Source organism: Photorhabdus namnaonensis, from assembly GCF_001684335.1.
Classification (GTDB): Bacteria; Pseudomonadota; Gammaproteobacteria; order Enterobacterales; family Enterobacteriaceae; genus Photorhabdus; species Photorhabdus namnaonensis.
The window spans coordinates 14,294-29,850 of sequence record NZ_LOIC01000034.1; the positions used below are offsets into that span (position 1 = coordinate 14,294).

11 protein-coding genes and 1 pseudogene are annotated in these 15,557 nt (G+C 42.6%); 6 read left to right on the forward strand and 6 right to left on the reverse strand.

The window, feature by feature from the left end:
- Positions 1 to 21 precede the first annotated feature (21 nt).
- The gene (gene tssB, locus Phpb_RS06535) at positions 22 to 519 is read right to left on the reverse strand and encodes a type VI secretion system contractile sheath small subunit (protein ID WP_036813439.1); all 498 of its coding nucleotides are present in this window, start codon (positions 517 to 519) and stop codon (positions 22 to 24) included.
- Between the two features lie 936 nt (positions 520 to 1,455).
- Between tssB and Phpb_RS06540 the strand changes: the two genes are divergently transcribed.
- From Phpb_RS06540 to gorA, 3 genes are all read left to right on the forward strand, one after another.
- Positions 1,456 to 1,974, forward strand: coding sequence for an Hcp family type VI secretion system effector (locus Phpb_RS06540; protein ID WP_065389660.1), 519 nt, complete (start codon positions 1,456 to 1,458; stop codon positions 1,972 to 1,974).
- Between the two features lie 638 nt (positions 1,975 to 2,612).
- On the forward strand, positions 2,613 to 3,455 hold the full coding sequence (locus tag Phpb_RS06545; protein WP_065389661.1) for a 23S rRNA (adenine(2030)-N(6))-methyltransferase RlmJ: 843 nt from the start codon (positions 2,613 to 2,615) through the stop codon (positions 3,453 to 3,455).
- A gap of 111 nt (positions 3,456 to 3,566) precedes the next feature.
- Positions 3,567 to 4,919, forward strand: coding sequence for a glutathione-disulfide reductase (gene gorA, locus Phpb_RS06550; protein WP_065389662.1), 1,353 nt, complete (start codon positions 3,567 to 3,569; stop codon positions 4,917 to 4,919).
- A gap of 108 nt (positions 4,920 to 5,027) precedes the next feature.
- Here gorA and mobB read toward each other — a convergent pair whose 3' ends face one another.
- Together mobB and mobA are read right to left on the reverse strand one after the other, a co-directional pair.
- Positions 5,028 to 5,546 (reverse strand): molybdopterin-guanine dinucleotide biosynthesis protein MobB, encoded by a 519-nt coding sequence (gene mobB / locus Phpb_RS06555; protein ID WP_065389663.1) that lies wholly within the window; start codon positions 5,544 to 5,546, stop codon positions 5,028 to 5,030.
- Positions 5,543 to 6,133 (reverse strand): molybdenum cofactor guanylyltransferase MobA, encoded by a 591-nt coding sequence (mobA, locus tag Phpb_RS06560; protein ID WP_065389755.1) that lies wholly within the window; start codon positions 6,131 to 6,133, stop codon positions 5,543 to 5,545. Before mobA ends, mobB begins: the two co-directional genes overlap by 4 nt.
- Before the next feature lie 315 nt (positions 6,134 to 6,448).
- Here mobA and Phpb_RS06565 point away from each other — a divergent pair, with 315 nt between their 5' ends.
- Entirely contained in the window at positions 6,449 to 7,441 is a 993-nt protein-coding gene (locus tag Phpb_RS06565; RefSeq protein WP_075489407.1) for a serine/threonine protein kinase, read from the forward strand.
- Positions 7,442 to 7,461: 20 nt separating this feature from the next.
- Positions 7,462 to 8,085, forward strand: a complete 624-nt coding sequence (gene dsbA / locus Phpb_RS06570) for a thiol:disulfide interchange protein DsbA (protein ID WP_065389665.1) — start codon at positions 7,462 to 7,464, stop codon at positions 8,083 to 8,085.
- 157 nt (positions 8,086 to 8,242) lie between these two features.
- Here the strand turns inward: dsbA and Phpb_RS06575 are convergent, their stop codons facing one another.
- The 3 genes and pseudogenes from Phpb_RS06575 to Phpb_RS26625 all read right to left on the reverse strand — a co-directional run bounded on the left by Phpb_RS06575 (position 8,243) and on the right by Phpb_RS26625 (position 12,278).
- Positions 8,243 to 9,406, reverse strand: a complete 1,164-nt coding sequence (locus Phpb_RS06575) for an RNA/DNA-binding domain-containing protein (protein ID WP_065389666.1) — start codon at positions 9,404 to 9,406, stop codon at positions 8,243 to 8,245.
- Positions 9,385 to 12,012 (reverse strand): annotated as a pseudogene (locus Phpb_RS06580) (TrlF family AAA-like ATPase). The gene Phpb_RS06575 and the pseudogene Phpb_RS06580 overlap by 22 nt, the downstream one beginning before the upstream one ends.
- 26 nt (positions 12,013 to 12,038) lie before the next feature.
- Positions 12,039 to 12,278 (reverse strand): HTH-like domain-containing protein, encoded by a 240-nt coding sequence (locus Phpb_RS26625; RefSeq protein ID WP_065389667.1) that lies wholly within the window; start codon positions 12,276 to 12,278, stop codon positions 12,039 to 12,041.
- Positions 12,279 to 12,743: 465 nt separating this feature from the next.
- On the opposite strand from Phpb_RS26625, the gene polA reads away from it, so the two are divergent.
- A complete protein-coding gene (polA, locus tag Phpb_RS06590; RefSeq protein WP_065389668.1) occupies positions 12,744 to 15,533 on the forward strand; it encodes a DNA polymerase I in 2,790 nt (929 codons plus the stop codon).
- Positions 15,534 to 15,557: the final 24 nt, after the last annotated feature.

The window sequence follows — 15,557 nt, forward strand, 5'->3', positions numbered from 1 at the left end:
TAGAAACTCCTTTTTAGTCAATTACTTTTGATTGACGATTTCAAGCTCTTTTAGAAGTTGTTCACGGACTTTCTCATCACCCAATAATTCCTGTAAGCGGGTGCGAAATGCCGGAATATTTCCTAATGGCCCTTTTAGTGCGACAAGTGCCTCACGTAGCTCTAAAAGTTTATTTAATTCAGGCACTTTCTTCGCTACGTTGTCGGGTGAAAAATCATTGAGTGATTTTATTTCCAGGTTAATCGGCAGGTCATCTCCGTTATTATCGTTGAGGCGATTGGGGACACTAAAAGTGAGATTGATATTGGCTTCATTCATCACGGCGTTAAAGTTATTTTTGTGCACAGAAACAGCTTGCCGTTCTTCAATGGGCATATCTTCTTTTGTTCCTTTAAGGTCGCCGACGATAAGTAGATTGAGAGGTAATTCAATTTCGGCTACTTGATCACCGGTATTCGGAACGTATTTGATATTAATCCTTTCTTTTGGCGCTACGCTACCTGAACTATCTTTACTCATATTAGAATCCTTTGGGTAATACAATTAGGCAATTAGGAATTATCTGATAACAATATTGGATGAGAGAGTTGCCCTTAGATACCTACCTATATGTGACGGAGACCATAAAATTCTCCCGGATTAAGGGGCGGGAGATTCACTGCATTGAATTGGATAGTAAGCTGACTTTCTATGAGCATATAGATAAATACGAAATTCAGAATATTCTTACTCATCGAACAATAGCATCAATATAGAACACTTTGCAAAGCAAAGTCTCGCATTTTGTTTTTTTATTGTAAAGCTAAAATATATATAGGCATACCCCCCTATTCGGCATTTTGATGATTTTATGATATTTGGCAATAAGTTACAATTAGGTGTTTTCTTAAGCTGTTTATTGATCAAAGAACTCTATATAGTTATTGAGTAGCATCTATTTTTTTGTATTTTTGAGAATTTTATGATTTTTTGTTTCATTTTGTAACAAAGTATTTCTAGATGTATTTTTGTTTACATATTAGAATTGATTTCATATTGTAAATATTAGTTTCGATATTAACTAAGTGGATGGTGGCACTTTTCTTGATCCAGATCTCATTTTTTAATTGAGCAAAATATAATTTAGGTCGTCATTATTAAAATTGTTGTATTTCATATAGATACGTCATTTTCCTCTTAAGTTAAATGAGTGTTAACAGTTAATTATTCTGCTAATGTAGCCAATTTTAAATTTATTGTTTTAAGTGGCATTAATTATAATATTTTCATTTATTGGTGATGAGTTGATGATTTTGCAATTTAGATTTTATTTTGAAATGAGCCGGTTGGTATTTATTATTCGTTTCAGCGTTCAATGTATCTATAAGTGATCTTTCCCAAGATGAAATAATCACTATTGAAAGTAATATGAGCGTTACCTTAATGTTGACACAATCTCTATAAAGGATATTTGCAATGCCTACTCCATGTTATATTTCCATCACTGGAAAAACACAGGGCAATATTACCGCGGGTTCATTCACTGCTGAATCAGTGGGTAATATCTACGTTCAGGGCCACGAAGATGAAATGCTGGTTCAAGCATTTGATCATATCGTCACCGTACCAACTGATCCTCAATCAGGTCAGCCTTCAGGTCAGCGTGCTCATAAACCATTTCGTTTTACCGTTGCATTAAATAAATCCGTTCCATTGCTTTATAACGCATTGGCTTCGGGTGAAATGCTGACAAGTGTAGTATTGAAATGGTATCGCACTTCGGTTGAAGGGAAACAAGAACACTTCTTCACGACACAATTAGAAGATGCCACTATTGTCGACATTGATTGCAAAATGCCTCATTGTCAGGACCCAGCAAAAACTGAATTTACTCAGTTGGTTTGTGTTTCTCTGTCTTATCGTAAGATTAACTGGGAGCATACAACCGCAGGGACTTCCGGCGCAGATGATTGGCGTGCGCCTATTGTTGCCTAATAGATAATATAATCATTCAGCCAATGAAGTATCTCTTCATTGGCTGAAAAGCTGAATCTTTCTTTAATCTTAAGTTGAAGATTCTTAATAACTGTCTTCAACTTTTTTCAGCTTTTCTGATTTTCTTCTTTATTCTCCCTTCAATTTTTTACACGTACTATTTAACGATATTGCTTAATAGTATCGATAACATTCAGTCATTTTTTCTAGTTTTTCTTTTGATTATTTTTCCATAATCGAATGTTTACATTTTCCAATCTCTGTTCCTGATTGGTGATTTCGTGAACATCAACATAAAATCTTGTATATTTAACTGTTCGTTTAATATCTTGTTTTTTTAATTGCACAATTCTTATTGTTTGTAATTACGTAAATACTACTTATGATTTTCAGTGAAAATGCAGATAGCATTACTCGTTAAATATCACATTGATCTGGGCAGAGTTTTCCACTTATCCTAAATTTTTATTAATATGATTAAAGGGAGCTCAAGGAGAAAGATGAGGAGTCTGACATTTTTGTCGCTAATAGGGCTATAATAGGGCCTTACTATCTGTCCCATCTACTGGGATGGGTTTTTAGTTGTCAGGTACTTCATCTGACAATCAACCTATTCTCTGCTCTGGGGTCTGAAATTAATGCTAAGTTATCGCCACAGTTTTCATGCTGGTAATCATGCCGATGTGCTCAAGCACACTGTACAAAGCTTAATCATTGAATCTCTTAAAGAAAAAGAAAAACCTTTTCTCTATCTGGATACTCATGCTGGTGCGGGGCGTTATCAACTCAGCAGTGAACATGCTGAACGTACTGGTGAGTACTTGGAAGGGATTGCCCGCGTTTGGCAGCGTGAAGATTTACCGCAGGAACTGAGCGCTTATATAAGTGCAGTGGCCGCACTGAATCAGAGTGGCAACTTACGTTACTATCCAGGATCGCCTTTTATCGCCCGCCATTTACTCCGGCAGGATGATAAGTTCAATCTGACAGAACTGCATCCGAGTGATTTTCCTTTATTACGTAATGAATTCTCCCGAGATAACCGCGCCAGGGTTGTGCGTGAAGATGGTTATCAGCAATTAAAATCACAATTGCCGCCACCGAGTCGCCGTGGGTTCATTCTTATTGATCCGCCTTATGAACTGAAATCGGATTATCAGGCGGTTGTACAGGCAATTCAGGAAGGTTATAAGCGTTTTGCAACCGGTGTTTATGCGTTGTGGTACCCAGTGGTATTACGCCAGAATATCAAACGACTGGTTAAAGAGCTGGAAGCAACCGGCATCCGCCGTATTCTACAAATTGAGTTGGCTGTCCGGCCTGATAGCGATCAGCGAGGAATGACCGCCTCTGGCATGATCGTGATTAACCCGCCTTGGAAACTGGAACAGCAGATGAAATCGGTATTGCCGTGGTTACATCAGGTTCTGGTGCCGGCAGGAATTGGTCACACCTTGGTTAAATGGGTGGCGCCAGAATAGCTTTTAGCAATGGCAGCGAGAGCCAGAATCATCGCGATTGCTTGATATTTTTTGCCATAATTAGGTTTTGGGTATTAACTCCCTTGAATTGATTAGATGGAAACAATCCGGATGAGCAAACATTACGACTATATAGCGATTGGTGGTGGCAGTGGCGGCATAGCTTCAATTAACCGTGCGGCTATGTACGGGCAGAAATGTGCCTTAATTGAAGCCAAGGCATTGGGTGGAACATGTGTCAATGTGGGGTGTGTGCCGAAGAAAGTGATGTGGCATGCGGCGCAAATTGCTGAATCTATCCACCAATATGGGCCAGATTATGGCTTTGATACGACAATCAATTGCTTTAACTGGAAGACGCTCATTGCCAGTCGCACTGCTTATATCGATCGTATCCACCAGTCTTATGAACGTGGCTTGGGTAACAATAAAGTTGATGTGATCCAAGGGCTTGCCCGTTTTGTTGATGCACATACTGTTGAAGTGAATGGTGAAAAAATCACCGCCGATCATATTCTGATTGCGACAGGCGGCCGTCCTGTGCGGCCTGATATACCAGGATCAGAATATGGTATTGATTCTGATGGTTTTTTTGCGTTGGAAGAGATGCCAAAGCGGGTTGCGGTTGTTGGCGCAGGCTATATTGCCGTGGAAATTGCCGGCGTATTGCATGCGCTTGGTAGTGAAACCCATCTATTTGTGCGTCAGCATGCACCGTTGCGCTCTTTTGATCCGATGATTGTTGAGACACTCTTGGAAGTTATCAATACCGAAGGACCCACTTTGCATACAGAATCGGTGCCAAAAGCAGTAAGTAAAAATGCGGATGGCAGCTTGACCTTGCAATTGCAGAACGGCAAAGAACAAATCGTTGATACCCTAATCTGGGCTATTGGCCGTGAGCCCGCAACGGATAACCTGAACCTGTCTGTAGCTGGTGTTGAGGTGAATGAAAAAGGCTATATCAAAGTTGATGAATACCAGAACACGAATGTGAAAGGTATTTATGCAGTAGGTGATAACACTGGTGCGGTGGAATTAACCCCCGTTGCGGTGGCGGCAGGTCGTCGTTTGTCTGAGCGCCTGTTTAACAATAAACCAGAAGAACATCTGGATTACACCAATATTCCAACCGTCGTATTCAGCCATCCACCGATTGGTACTGTGGGGCTGACTGAACCTCAGGCGAAAGCGCAATTTGGTGAAGAGCAGGTGAAAACGTATCAATCTTCTTTTACTGCGATGTATACCGCTGTTACTCAACATCGCCAGCCGTGCCGAATGAAATTGGTATGTGCCGGGCCGGAAGAGAAGATTGTTGGCATTCATGGTATTGGCTTCGGAATGGATGAAATGCTGCAAGGTTTCGCTGTTGCATTGAAGATGGGGGCAACGAAGAAAGACTTTGATAACACGGTCGCGATTCATCCCACTGCGGCGGAAGAGTTTGTAACGATGCGGTGATGTTGTTGAACCCTATCTATAAGTATTTTTCTGAGGGCCGATTTCTTCGGCCTTTCTCTCATCAGAGTTTCGGGGGTCTTCACACTACTGAGCGCAAGTAGAAGTAACTTAACGTTCCATATACAGCCATTCGACAATAAAATCAGCTACCTGTTCAGGTTGATTGATATTCAATTGTGGCAAAATAGTCTCTAATTTTTCATCACTGGCAACAGCAATCACATGTTGATCAAGCAGATCGCTTAATCGGTGGTTAAGAGTGTTGCGGTATAGAGCGATTTTATTGATTGGCTCATCTTTAAAACCTTCCACTAGAATCAGATCCAGTGAATTTGGATCAAAACGGCTGGCAAGATAGCTCAAATCTAATTCCTGCAAATCTGGTGTTTCTGTCATTAACGCCCAGCGTTGCTGGTTGGCAACCAGAGTTTGCTCTGCGCCAGCTTTGCGCAGCTCATAACTGTCTTTGCCCGGTTTATCCACATCCATATCGTGATGGGTGTGTTTTATCAGACCGACCCGGATTTGCCGTTGACGTAACAGTGGGATCACGTGTTTGAGAAGTGTTGTTTTTCCTGTTCCGCTATGGGCTGTTATACCCAGGATCGGAAGCGGTTTGGTACTCATTTTTTGATCTCCTGTATATGCTCCCAATGTTGGCAATCTTCCGGTGTGTTTAGGTTAGTAAAGGCAGTAGGATTGTCATCAAACTGAATGGCTATCGCTTTGATCTTATGCATAAACAGTATCAATTTGCGCTCACCATCAGCCAGATAATTTTCTAACTGAGAAAAAAGACTGCGGTGTAGTAAAGAGATGGTAGGGTGAGCCCGGTTGCCATCATTTACATAGGCTGCTAATGCTTGCTGCTTTCCTTGCCATAAGCGAGTGACCAAATCAGTAGGGAGGTCTGGTACATCACAAGGAACAAATACAACCCAGTCGTGACTAGCTGATTTTAGGGCTGTCAGCATTCCTGAAAGGGGACCAAAGAAGTCTGGCGTTAAATCTGGAATAATCTGATAACCACTTTGTCGGTAAATATCCAGATTGCGGTTGGCGTTGATAATTAATTCATCTACTTGTGGAAGTAGCTTATCCGCAATATGTTGATACAGTGGTTTTTTATTTAGAAAAATTAGCCCCTTATCATTGCCGCCCATACGGGTGGCGCGACCTCCTGCAAGGATCACTCCGCTTATTTTTGGTTTCATGATGTTCAAGTTATCAACTGAGGTAGTTATTACACTAATATAACTGCTTTCAGCTTGATTATTTGGGCTCAACTCAGCGTTTTTAAATAGAATCACCGGATAACTTGCTGATAAAAGAGTTATCTTTACGCTTATTGACAGAGCAATCCTTTCTCTATGCGGTTATCCCTGTTAATTTGTATAGGCTTTATTTATAAGGGATTCGGTATGCAATGTCATTTATCTACGTTGACTAATGGCTGAAAAAGGATCACCAAGTGGATTTTCAAACTTGCTTGCCGTGGCGTTATTACAGATTAATCAAGAGAATAGAATGTGCTAACAAACCAGTCTGCTTTTAATTTCCGGGAGTTAACACCGGATTTGATTATGGATGCATTGGTGCAGACCGGGCTGTATGTCGATTCCGGGCTGACAGAATTAAACAGTTATGAAAACCGTGTTTATCAGTTTACGGATGAAGATCGTAAACGTTATGTTGTGAAATTTTACCGGCCACTACGTTGGGACCAGCAGCAGATTCAGGAAGAGCACGATTTTGCTTTGGCGTTACAACAGGCTGATTTACTTGTTGCGGCACCTTTGGTATTTAATAAGCAAACTTTACTGACGTTTAAGGATTTCTTTTTTGCCGTTTTTCCAAGCATTGGAGGGCGTCAGTATGAATCCGATAATCTCTTTCAGTTAGAAGATGTAGGGCGTTTGCTAGGGAGAATTCATCAAATTGGCTGTCGACAAAAATTCACTTCTCGTCCAACTATCGGGTTAAATGAGTATCTGCATCAGCCACGTCAGTATTTGGCTGCATGTGAGTTAGTTCCTGCGGGCCAGAAAAGGCAATTTTTGGCGGTATTGGATGATTTGATAGATGTCGTAGCATCATATTGGCGCGATGATTGGCAAATATTGAGGCTTCATGGTGACTGTCATCCGGGTAATATCTTGTGGCGTGACGAAGCTTGGTTTGTTGACCTTGATGATGCGCGTAACGGTCCGGCAATTCAGGATTTATGGATGTTGCTGCATGGCTCCCGTCAGGAACAACTATTGCAGTTAGATACACTGTTGGAAGCCTATAGTGAATTTGCGGATTTTGATCCAAAGGCGATGTCATTGATAGAGCCATTACGCGCGATGCGGATGGTCTATTATTTAGCATGGGTTACCCGACGTTGGCAGGATCCTGCTTTCCCTAAAGCATTTCCTTGGATGACAGATACCGATTTTTGGTTAAAACAGACGTCACTTTTTTCTGAACAGATTAAGCTGTTGCAGGAACCACCTTTGCAGCTTAACCCGATGTATTAATGTTTATCATGGAGATAGTTATGAAGAAGTTTTGGTTGGCTTTAGTTGGAATGGTGATGGCATTTAGCGCATCTGCTGCCAATTTTACCGAAGGAAAACAGTATGTTGAATTGAAGTCGCCGGTGGCGGATCAACCACCGGTGCTAGAATTCTTCTCTTTCTATTGCCCCCATTGTTATCAGTTTGAAGAAATTTTTAAAGTTCCTCAGACGGTGAAACAGCATTTACCGGAAGGGACAAAACTTGTCCGTTATCATGTGGATTTTTTAGGGCCGCTGGGTAAAGAATTGACTACTGCCTGGGCTGCGGCAATGGCAATGGGGGTTGAAGACAAAGTAACCCCGGTACTGTTTGAGGGTATTCAGAAAACACTGGCTATTAAGACTCCGAATGATATTCGTGATGCCTTTATCAAAGCCGGGGTGGCGGCTGAGGATTATGATGCTGCCATGAGTAGTTTTGTGGTGAAATCCTTAGTTGTTAAGCAGCAAAAAGCCGCTCAGGATTTGCAACTACGGGGTGTACCGGCAATGTTTGTTAATGGCAAGTATATGATGAAAAGTGACGGTATCGATGCCTCTTCTGCTGATAACTATGCGAAATCCTATTCAGACGTCGTTAACTTTCTGTTAAATCAGAAGTAATATTTCGACATCCTCCCCCACCTTCGCACGCCGTGACTCGGGAGGGGGGGATTCCCTTTAGTGGGCGACAATCTGATTGCTCAGGTGCCGAATTTCTGCTTTTGCTAGTTTTCGTCACAAAATACAGGCGGAAAATATTCAGTGAAGTGATTTGGCGTCACTCATTAGGTAACATTCGGCTAATGATAGCTTTGAATGTATTTCCCTCCCTATTATCAATCAATTCAATATCTGGGTATGCTTTAATTGCCCGCTTAATACCACTTCCCAAGCCTCTATATGGCAATACCTTAGAAGCAAATGAAGCCAAGATTGGGTTGCGAATATTTGAGTTCCCCATCTTGATGTTTTCAATGGTTAAATTATTGGGTAAATGGCCGGGACTAATAATTTCAATTCGATCTGCAAAAACCAGCACTTTAACGGGGGCTGACACAAAGTAATCGCGATGAATAAGCGCATTGGAAATCAGTTCTTCTAAAACAATCCTTGGGATTTCAGGCTCGCCAAGTGAGTTAAAACTTTGCTTATTTTGAATATGTCGGATATTTGCCAATACAAACCCCAGCGCCTTTTGGAACACATCCGACAGCTTGCCATTGATATCTTGGCTATCAATATAGTGCTCATCTTCAATATCTACGCCGGGGAAGGCAACCGCCTTTACGATAAAAACAGGAAGGCGAATCTGAGGCCGCGATGCAAACAACAAAGTACCACAAATATTCAACTGACCATTTTTAGCCAAATTCATATTCTCTAAAAGTTGAGAGCGAGATACACCTTGTTCCTCAACCCTCTCGCCGTATTCCCCTTCAAAAAACGAATCAAAGAACTCCTGATCGATGTCGGCTACTGACGTACCACTTACCGGTGTCTCATCTGCATGAATCAGTGCCGCCTCCTGAAACATTCGCTGCAACTCTTCGCGAGCGGTCACCCTTCGCTTATCAGAACCATTTTTCACCCAAACATAACCTTGAGTATCCATATAAGGTTTACTGATGCCTTGCTCTATATGTACCGCAATGACCAGGCCATCGGGGAGTTGAATGTTTTCAGAAACAGGATTTATTGGGGGACGAACATTATCTGTAGCAGCATTCGCTATAACTTGATTAATTCGACCGATATCTTCTCTCGTCAATCCAGATCGAGACCCATCGCCATTGTTAACACCAATGAGAATTAAGCCTCCAGTACCATTGGAAAACGCTACCATTTCGGCACCCAACGAAGATGCATTATTGACGTCTGCTTTAAATTGATGACGGCTATCTTCATCACGTGCAATTATTGCTAAGAGCTCTTGGGTTTCCATGCTTCATATACCTGTTTACGTTTTTCAAAGGCTTCTGCACCGCCTTCCATAATACCGACTATACGCTGCTGAACATCCGCACAGTCAATGCTGCCACTGACAATATCAATATGATCATCCTGATATTCACAGGCGATGACCTGCTCAGCATCGCCTAGCACTGGAATGTTGGCGTTATGAGTGGCAAAGACGAATTGCGTTTTTGGTTTTAACTCACGGATGAGCTTGATAACATCGTCATAGATAGTCTGGTTATCCAAGTCGTCTTCTGGCTGATCGATGATAACAACATCATTTTCTTGTTGGCTTAGAACAAACAGTATTAATGCAGATGCGCGCTGCCCTAATGAATGATGAGCCAGAGCCTTACCGTGGTATTCAATGGTGAAAACATTCGGCACCTGCCAAGTCAGCAAAGCATCTAGATTATCTTCAAAATACTGCCAGAAGGTATCGAATGAACCACCAACCAGCAATTTCAACTTATCTTTTTCTCGCCATACCGCACCAAAATCGATGAACTCGTCCACCACTGTTTTCAATGTAGCTTCTCGAATACGGCTATCGCGGTATAAATCCTGAATATGCTTGAGCATGGCCGCTTTGTTATCTTTAAATTTCGGTACAATTTTTAACGGCGAATCCACTCGATTGATTTTATTCAGCACTTGCTCAATAGCGCAGTATTCTTCAAGCCAAAGGCCATTCAGTTGAACTAACTCCCGTTCAACTCCTTGATTCAACTCCTCATATTGCTGCTCACTCTTGTCCAATACAGCCAGCATTTGCTCAGCCTGATCGAGCTGACTTTTAAGCTGCTTAAACTCTTGCGGACTGATTGCTTGCGCACCCGCTTGTTGAAATTCACTGGCTAACTTGCGCTCGATTTCCGCAAATTCTTCTTTCAGCGCTTGTTTTTGTTGTTGAAAGCCCGTTAACTTTTGCTGCAATTGCTGAACTGTCGTTTGGTCACTTCCAGCCACTTGCTTAATTCCATCAAAGCCAGTGAGCAACTGTTGATAGACCGCAAAAAAGTCATCAAAAAAAGGCTGATTCTGTGCTGACTTATACAGAATTTGGTTTTTCAGTTCATCTTCAAAGCTGGCAATAAAGCTATTTAGCTCAGTCAGATAATGCTGCGCCCCTTGGATCATCTGCTGCGCTTTGTGCTCATCCCGATCAAAGTCAATCTGCTTTTGCAGTTTGGCTTCTACGCCGTGTTGCTGGTAAAACCTTAACTTAAATTCAACATCCTGCTTTTTTTGCAGCCACTCTTGTTTCTGCAAGGCAGCACGGGTTAAACGTTTAATCTGACTAATAACATCCGCCATGCGCTGACGACCTTGCTCTATCTTTTGGCGAACAGAAATTAAAGCTTCCCCAACCAGCTTTTCAATTAAGTCTTTTTCAAATCCAGCGCCAGTGCTCGACAAGTCTTTTTGACCAAAGTAAATGGGTTGATGTAGGACGGTTTCTCGAATCGACACACCCGGCTGTAATTGCCCGTTAACATATACATCAGGGCGTTCACCTAATATACGTCGTATCTGGTAAGGTTGGCCTCGCCGGTCAATCGCGTCGATAGTGATCTTCCCGCCACTACATAGTAGGTGCTTAACTAAACCTTCTTTGTATTCAACGTCAGAGGACTTATCGCCAAACGGGATATTCAGGGCATAGCGAATGCCTTCCAATACGGAAGATTTGCCACTGCCACGAATGCCAATCAGAGTATTCAGTTCCGGAGATAGACAGATTTCAGTGCCACCCAAGGTACCCACACCTTCAAAACTGATTTTGCGAATAAACGAATGGCGATAGTCAGGTAGTTTAGCTTGTACGCGGGATCTCTTATCCCGCAGGGCAAATTTTATAGCCTCAAAGCTGAACGCACCGAGTTTGAGATAACTGGCTTCCTTTCTGGCCGACATATCGGCAAGGTTCTTAGCATCGCAACCTTCCACTTCAGCAGGATATAAGTCACCCAGTGCTTGCTGGATCTTAGAGCGCTCATCTCGGGTGCGAACCTTTTGGAATGCCAAAGCTCTGCATTGAACAAAAGCATTGTCGAAAAGTTCTTTTATCCGACCCGGCAATAAACCACCCTATAAACCGTTGGGTGCTTCCACATGAGCAAAAACTAAAAAGTAGTCTTTGTGATAACCATCCAAAATTTTAATGGTTTTGAGAATATCGTGATTCGAACGCGCATTTTCCTGCTCAAAATTAGCTTTCCCGGCAAAGGTCACATTGAGAAAGTCTTGGATATAATTTTTTTGTTCCTTGTTGCTTATCCACTCATCGGAAAACACCACTAGGGTATGCACACCCGCGTTCCCATCTTTTACCGAGAGCTCAATACCGGGCAGCAGACCAATGCCGGATCTTTTGGCCTTTTTGCGCAAACTCTGAAATTCAAGCATATCGAACTTGTTATGGTTGGTAATCACACCAAGGCCAATACCGGCATCTTTTAGCGAATGTACGTATTGATTCACGTAGTCGTTATCTGCACCTGTGTATTTGAACTCTTTATCCGCACGGGTATGGAGGTGAAAATCCGTCTTGAGCCACCGGCTGCCATATTCAAAAGTGTCGTCACTCATTAATACCCCCTTCCAAAAATATTTTGTTAAAGAAGATTCGTGTCAAGACCAGCAGCTTTAAGATGAGAGGTCAAATTACGCATTTTACTAAACTCCGCGTCGAAGTTCGGGTGAAGACTTACTCCTTCACAAAACTCCCTCGCTGTAATGTGTTTTAATTCGTCGGTATGCTTGAGCATTTGTAAATGTAACTCAACCGTAAACTGGTTTCTTGGCGCTGTGTCAAAAGCAAGCTTTATGCATCTGTAAATCTCATTTTTACTCATATTTAACACTACTCACGTGCTTATATAAAGGGCATAAAAAAGCAAGAATTGACATTGAAATCGAACAACTTCTGGTAAGGCAAAAGTAAGTTACATCACAAACGGCCTGCCCACCAACTTGAGAATCTTTGGCACGATGCATGCTAAAAAGATTTTATGTAAGACAAACTCTGGTTATATCCACAACTCTGTGATCTATAAGACAATATGACAGTTTGATGACTAAGATTATAAGTCATTGATTTTTCACTTGGGGTTGATAAGTTTTTTTTATCAACGATCACTACCTAAATAAAACTTGTAATATCTATACACAAAGTTATCCACAGAATTTATAGTAGAGTGTGAATATCTGAATCGGGTTTCAGCAAAGAAAATTCACATAAAATTCGTTTCCTACTTCTTGCTGTGGCATCCTATTATCCTTATCACACCCGTAATAGATACAGATAATGAAGAAGATTTATGGCTCAGATAGCAGACAATCCCCTGATTTTGGTTGATGGCTCCTCATACCTTTATCGTGCTTATCATGCTTTCCCTCCGCTGATGAATAGCGCAGGAGAGCCGACCGGAGCTATGTATGGTGTATTGAATATGCTACGCAGCTTGATAATGCAGTACAAACCAAGCCATGTAGCGGTGGTATTTGATGCTAAGGGCAAAACTTTTCGTGATGAATTGTTCGCTGAGTATAAGTCTCATCGTCCTCCTATGCCGGATGATCTGCGTACTCAGATAGAACCGCTACATCAGATGGTTGAAGCTATGGGGTTGCCATTGCTGGTGGTGCCAGGAGTAGAAGCTGATGATGTTATCGGGACTTTGGCGTTACAGGCAGAAAAAGAGGGGCGTGCGGTACTTATCAGCACTGGCGATAAAGATATGGCGCAACTGGTAACGCCAAATATCACGCTTATCAATACCATGAATAACACCATTTTGGGGCCGGAAGAAGTCGTTGAAAAGTATGGTGTGCCGCCAGATTTGATTATCGATTTTCTAGCATTAATGGGAGACTCTTCTGACAACATTCCTGGCGTACCTGGCGTAGGAGAAAAAACCGCGCTGGGATTACTGCAAGGGATTGGTGGCATGGATGATATCTTTGCTAATCTGGATAAAATTGCCGGGCTCAGTTTCCGTGGGGCGAAAACGCTGGCGGATAAGATGGAGCAGCATAAAGATGTCGCTTATCTCTCCTATAAATTGGCAACTATCAAAACCGATGTTGAGTTGGATAAAACCTGCGTTGCTTTGTCAGTTAAAGAGCTTGATACGGAGAAACTGCATCAGTTGTTTTCCCGTTATGAGTTCAAACGTTGGTTAAGTGATGTGGCAAACGGCGATTGGCTGGCAGAGAAAGGCAAAAAACCGGTATCCACTGGCAATGATGAATCATCGCCGACGGAGGATAAATCTGTTGCGGCCACACTCTCTTCTGATAATTATCAGACTATTCTTGATCAGCAAAGCTTTGATGAGTGGCTTGAGAAGCTGAAAAAAGCACCGGTTTTTGCTTTTGATACCGAAACTGACAGCCTTGATACTTTGACTGCTAATCTGGTGGGGATGTCATTCGCAATTTCTGCCGGCGATGCGGCTTATCTACCTCTAGGCCATGACTATCTGGGCGCGCCGGAACAACTTGACAGAGAAGTTGTGCTGGCTGCATTAAAACCGCTGCTTGAAGATAGTAACCTGCTGAAAATTGGTCAGAATATTAAGTTTGATCGTGGCGTGTTGGCGAGTCACGGCATTGAACTGCAAGGCATTGCTTACGATACCATGCTGGAATCTTACGTACTTAATAGCGTTGCAGGCATGGGGCGGCATGATATGGATAGCTTGGCTGAACGCCATTTGAATCATAAGACTACGACTTTTGAAGAGATTGCCGGTAAAGGTAAAAATCAGCTTACTTTTAATCAGGTCCCGGTGGAGCAGGCTGCAATGTACGCCGCAGAAGATGCAGATGTTACTTTATTGCTGCATCAAGCTATGTGGCCGCAATTGGAGCAAGCGCCGACGCTAGAGAAGGTATTCCTGAATACAGAAATGCCATTGGTCATGGTGCTTTCCCGTATGGAACGTACAGGGGTGCTAATTGATGCAAATATTTTGGCTGAGCATTCAAAAGAGATCACTGCTCGTCTGGATGAGTTGGAAAAAGAAGCGCATGAATTGGCAGGTGAGGTTTTCAATCTGGCTTCGCCAAAACAATTACAGACGATATTGTTTGAAAAACTGCAATTGCCGGTGGTAAAGAAAACGCCGGGCGGTGCGCCATCCACCAATGAAGAAGTGCTGGAAGAGTTAGCGGATAATCATGTGTTGCCGAAAGTGATCTTGGAGCATCGTGGGCTGGCAAAATTGAAATCCACTTACACCGATAAATTACCACAGATGGTCCATCCGCTGACCAAACGGGTGCATACTTCCTATCACCAAGCGGTAACGGCAACTGGGCGTCTCTCTTCACGTGATCCTAATTTGCAAAATATTCCTGTCCGTAATGAAGAGGGCCGCCGCATTCGTCAGGCGTTTGTGGCGCCTGAAAGTTACCGGATTATGGCTGCTGACTATTCTCAGATTGAGTTGCGGATAATGGCTCATTTGTCTCAAGATCAAGGGTTGTTGAAGGCTTTTGCTGAGGGGCAAGACATTCATCGGGCAACGGCGGCGGAAGTCTTTGGTTTGCCACTAGAACAGGTAACCAGTGAGCAGCGCCGTAGTGCCAAAGCGATTAACTTTGGTTTGATTTACGGTATGAGCGCATTTGGTCTTTCCCGTCAGTTGGGCATTCCACGTGGTGAAGCTCAGCGCTATATGGATCTCTATTTTGAACGCTATCCGGGCGTCTTGGCGTATATGGAGCGTACTCGTAAACAAGCGGAAGAGCAGGGTTACGTTGAAACGCTGGATGGTCGTCGTCTTTATCTGTCAGATATCAAATCTCGCAATGCCATGCGCCGTAAGGCAGCAGAGCGTGAAGCTATTAACGCGCCGATGCAGGGAACTGCGGCGGATATCATCAAAAAAGCGATGATTGCGGTGGATGACTGGATTATCAGTGAAGAACCGAAAGTTCGTATGATTATGCAGGTTCACGATGAGCTGGTATTTGAAGTTCATGAATCAGAACTTGAAAATGCAGAACAGAAAATCCGTGAATTGATGGAGAAGAGTATGGTGCTTGATGTTCCACTGAAAGTAGATGTAGGTATTGGTGACAATTGGGATCAGGCGCATTGATATTTTGAATTAACAGTGATGGCT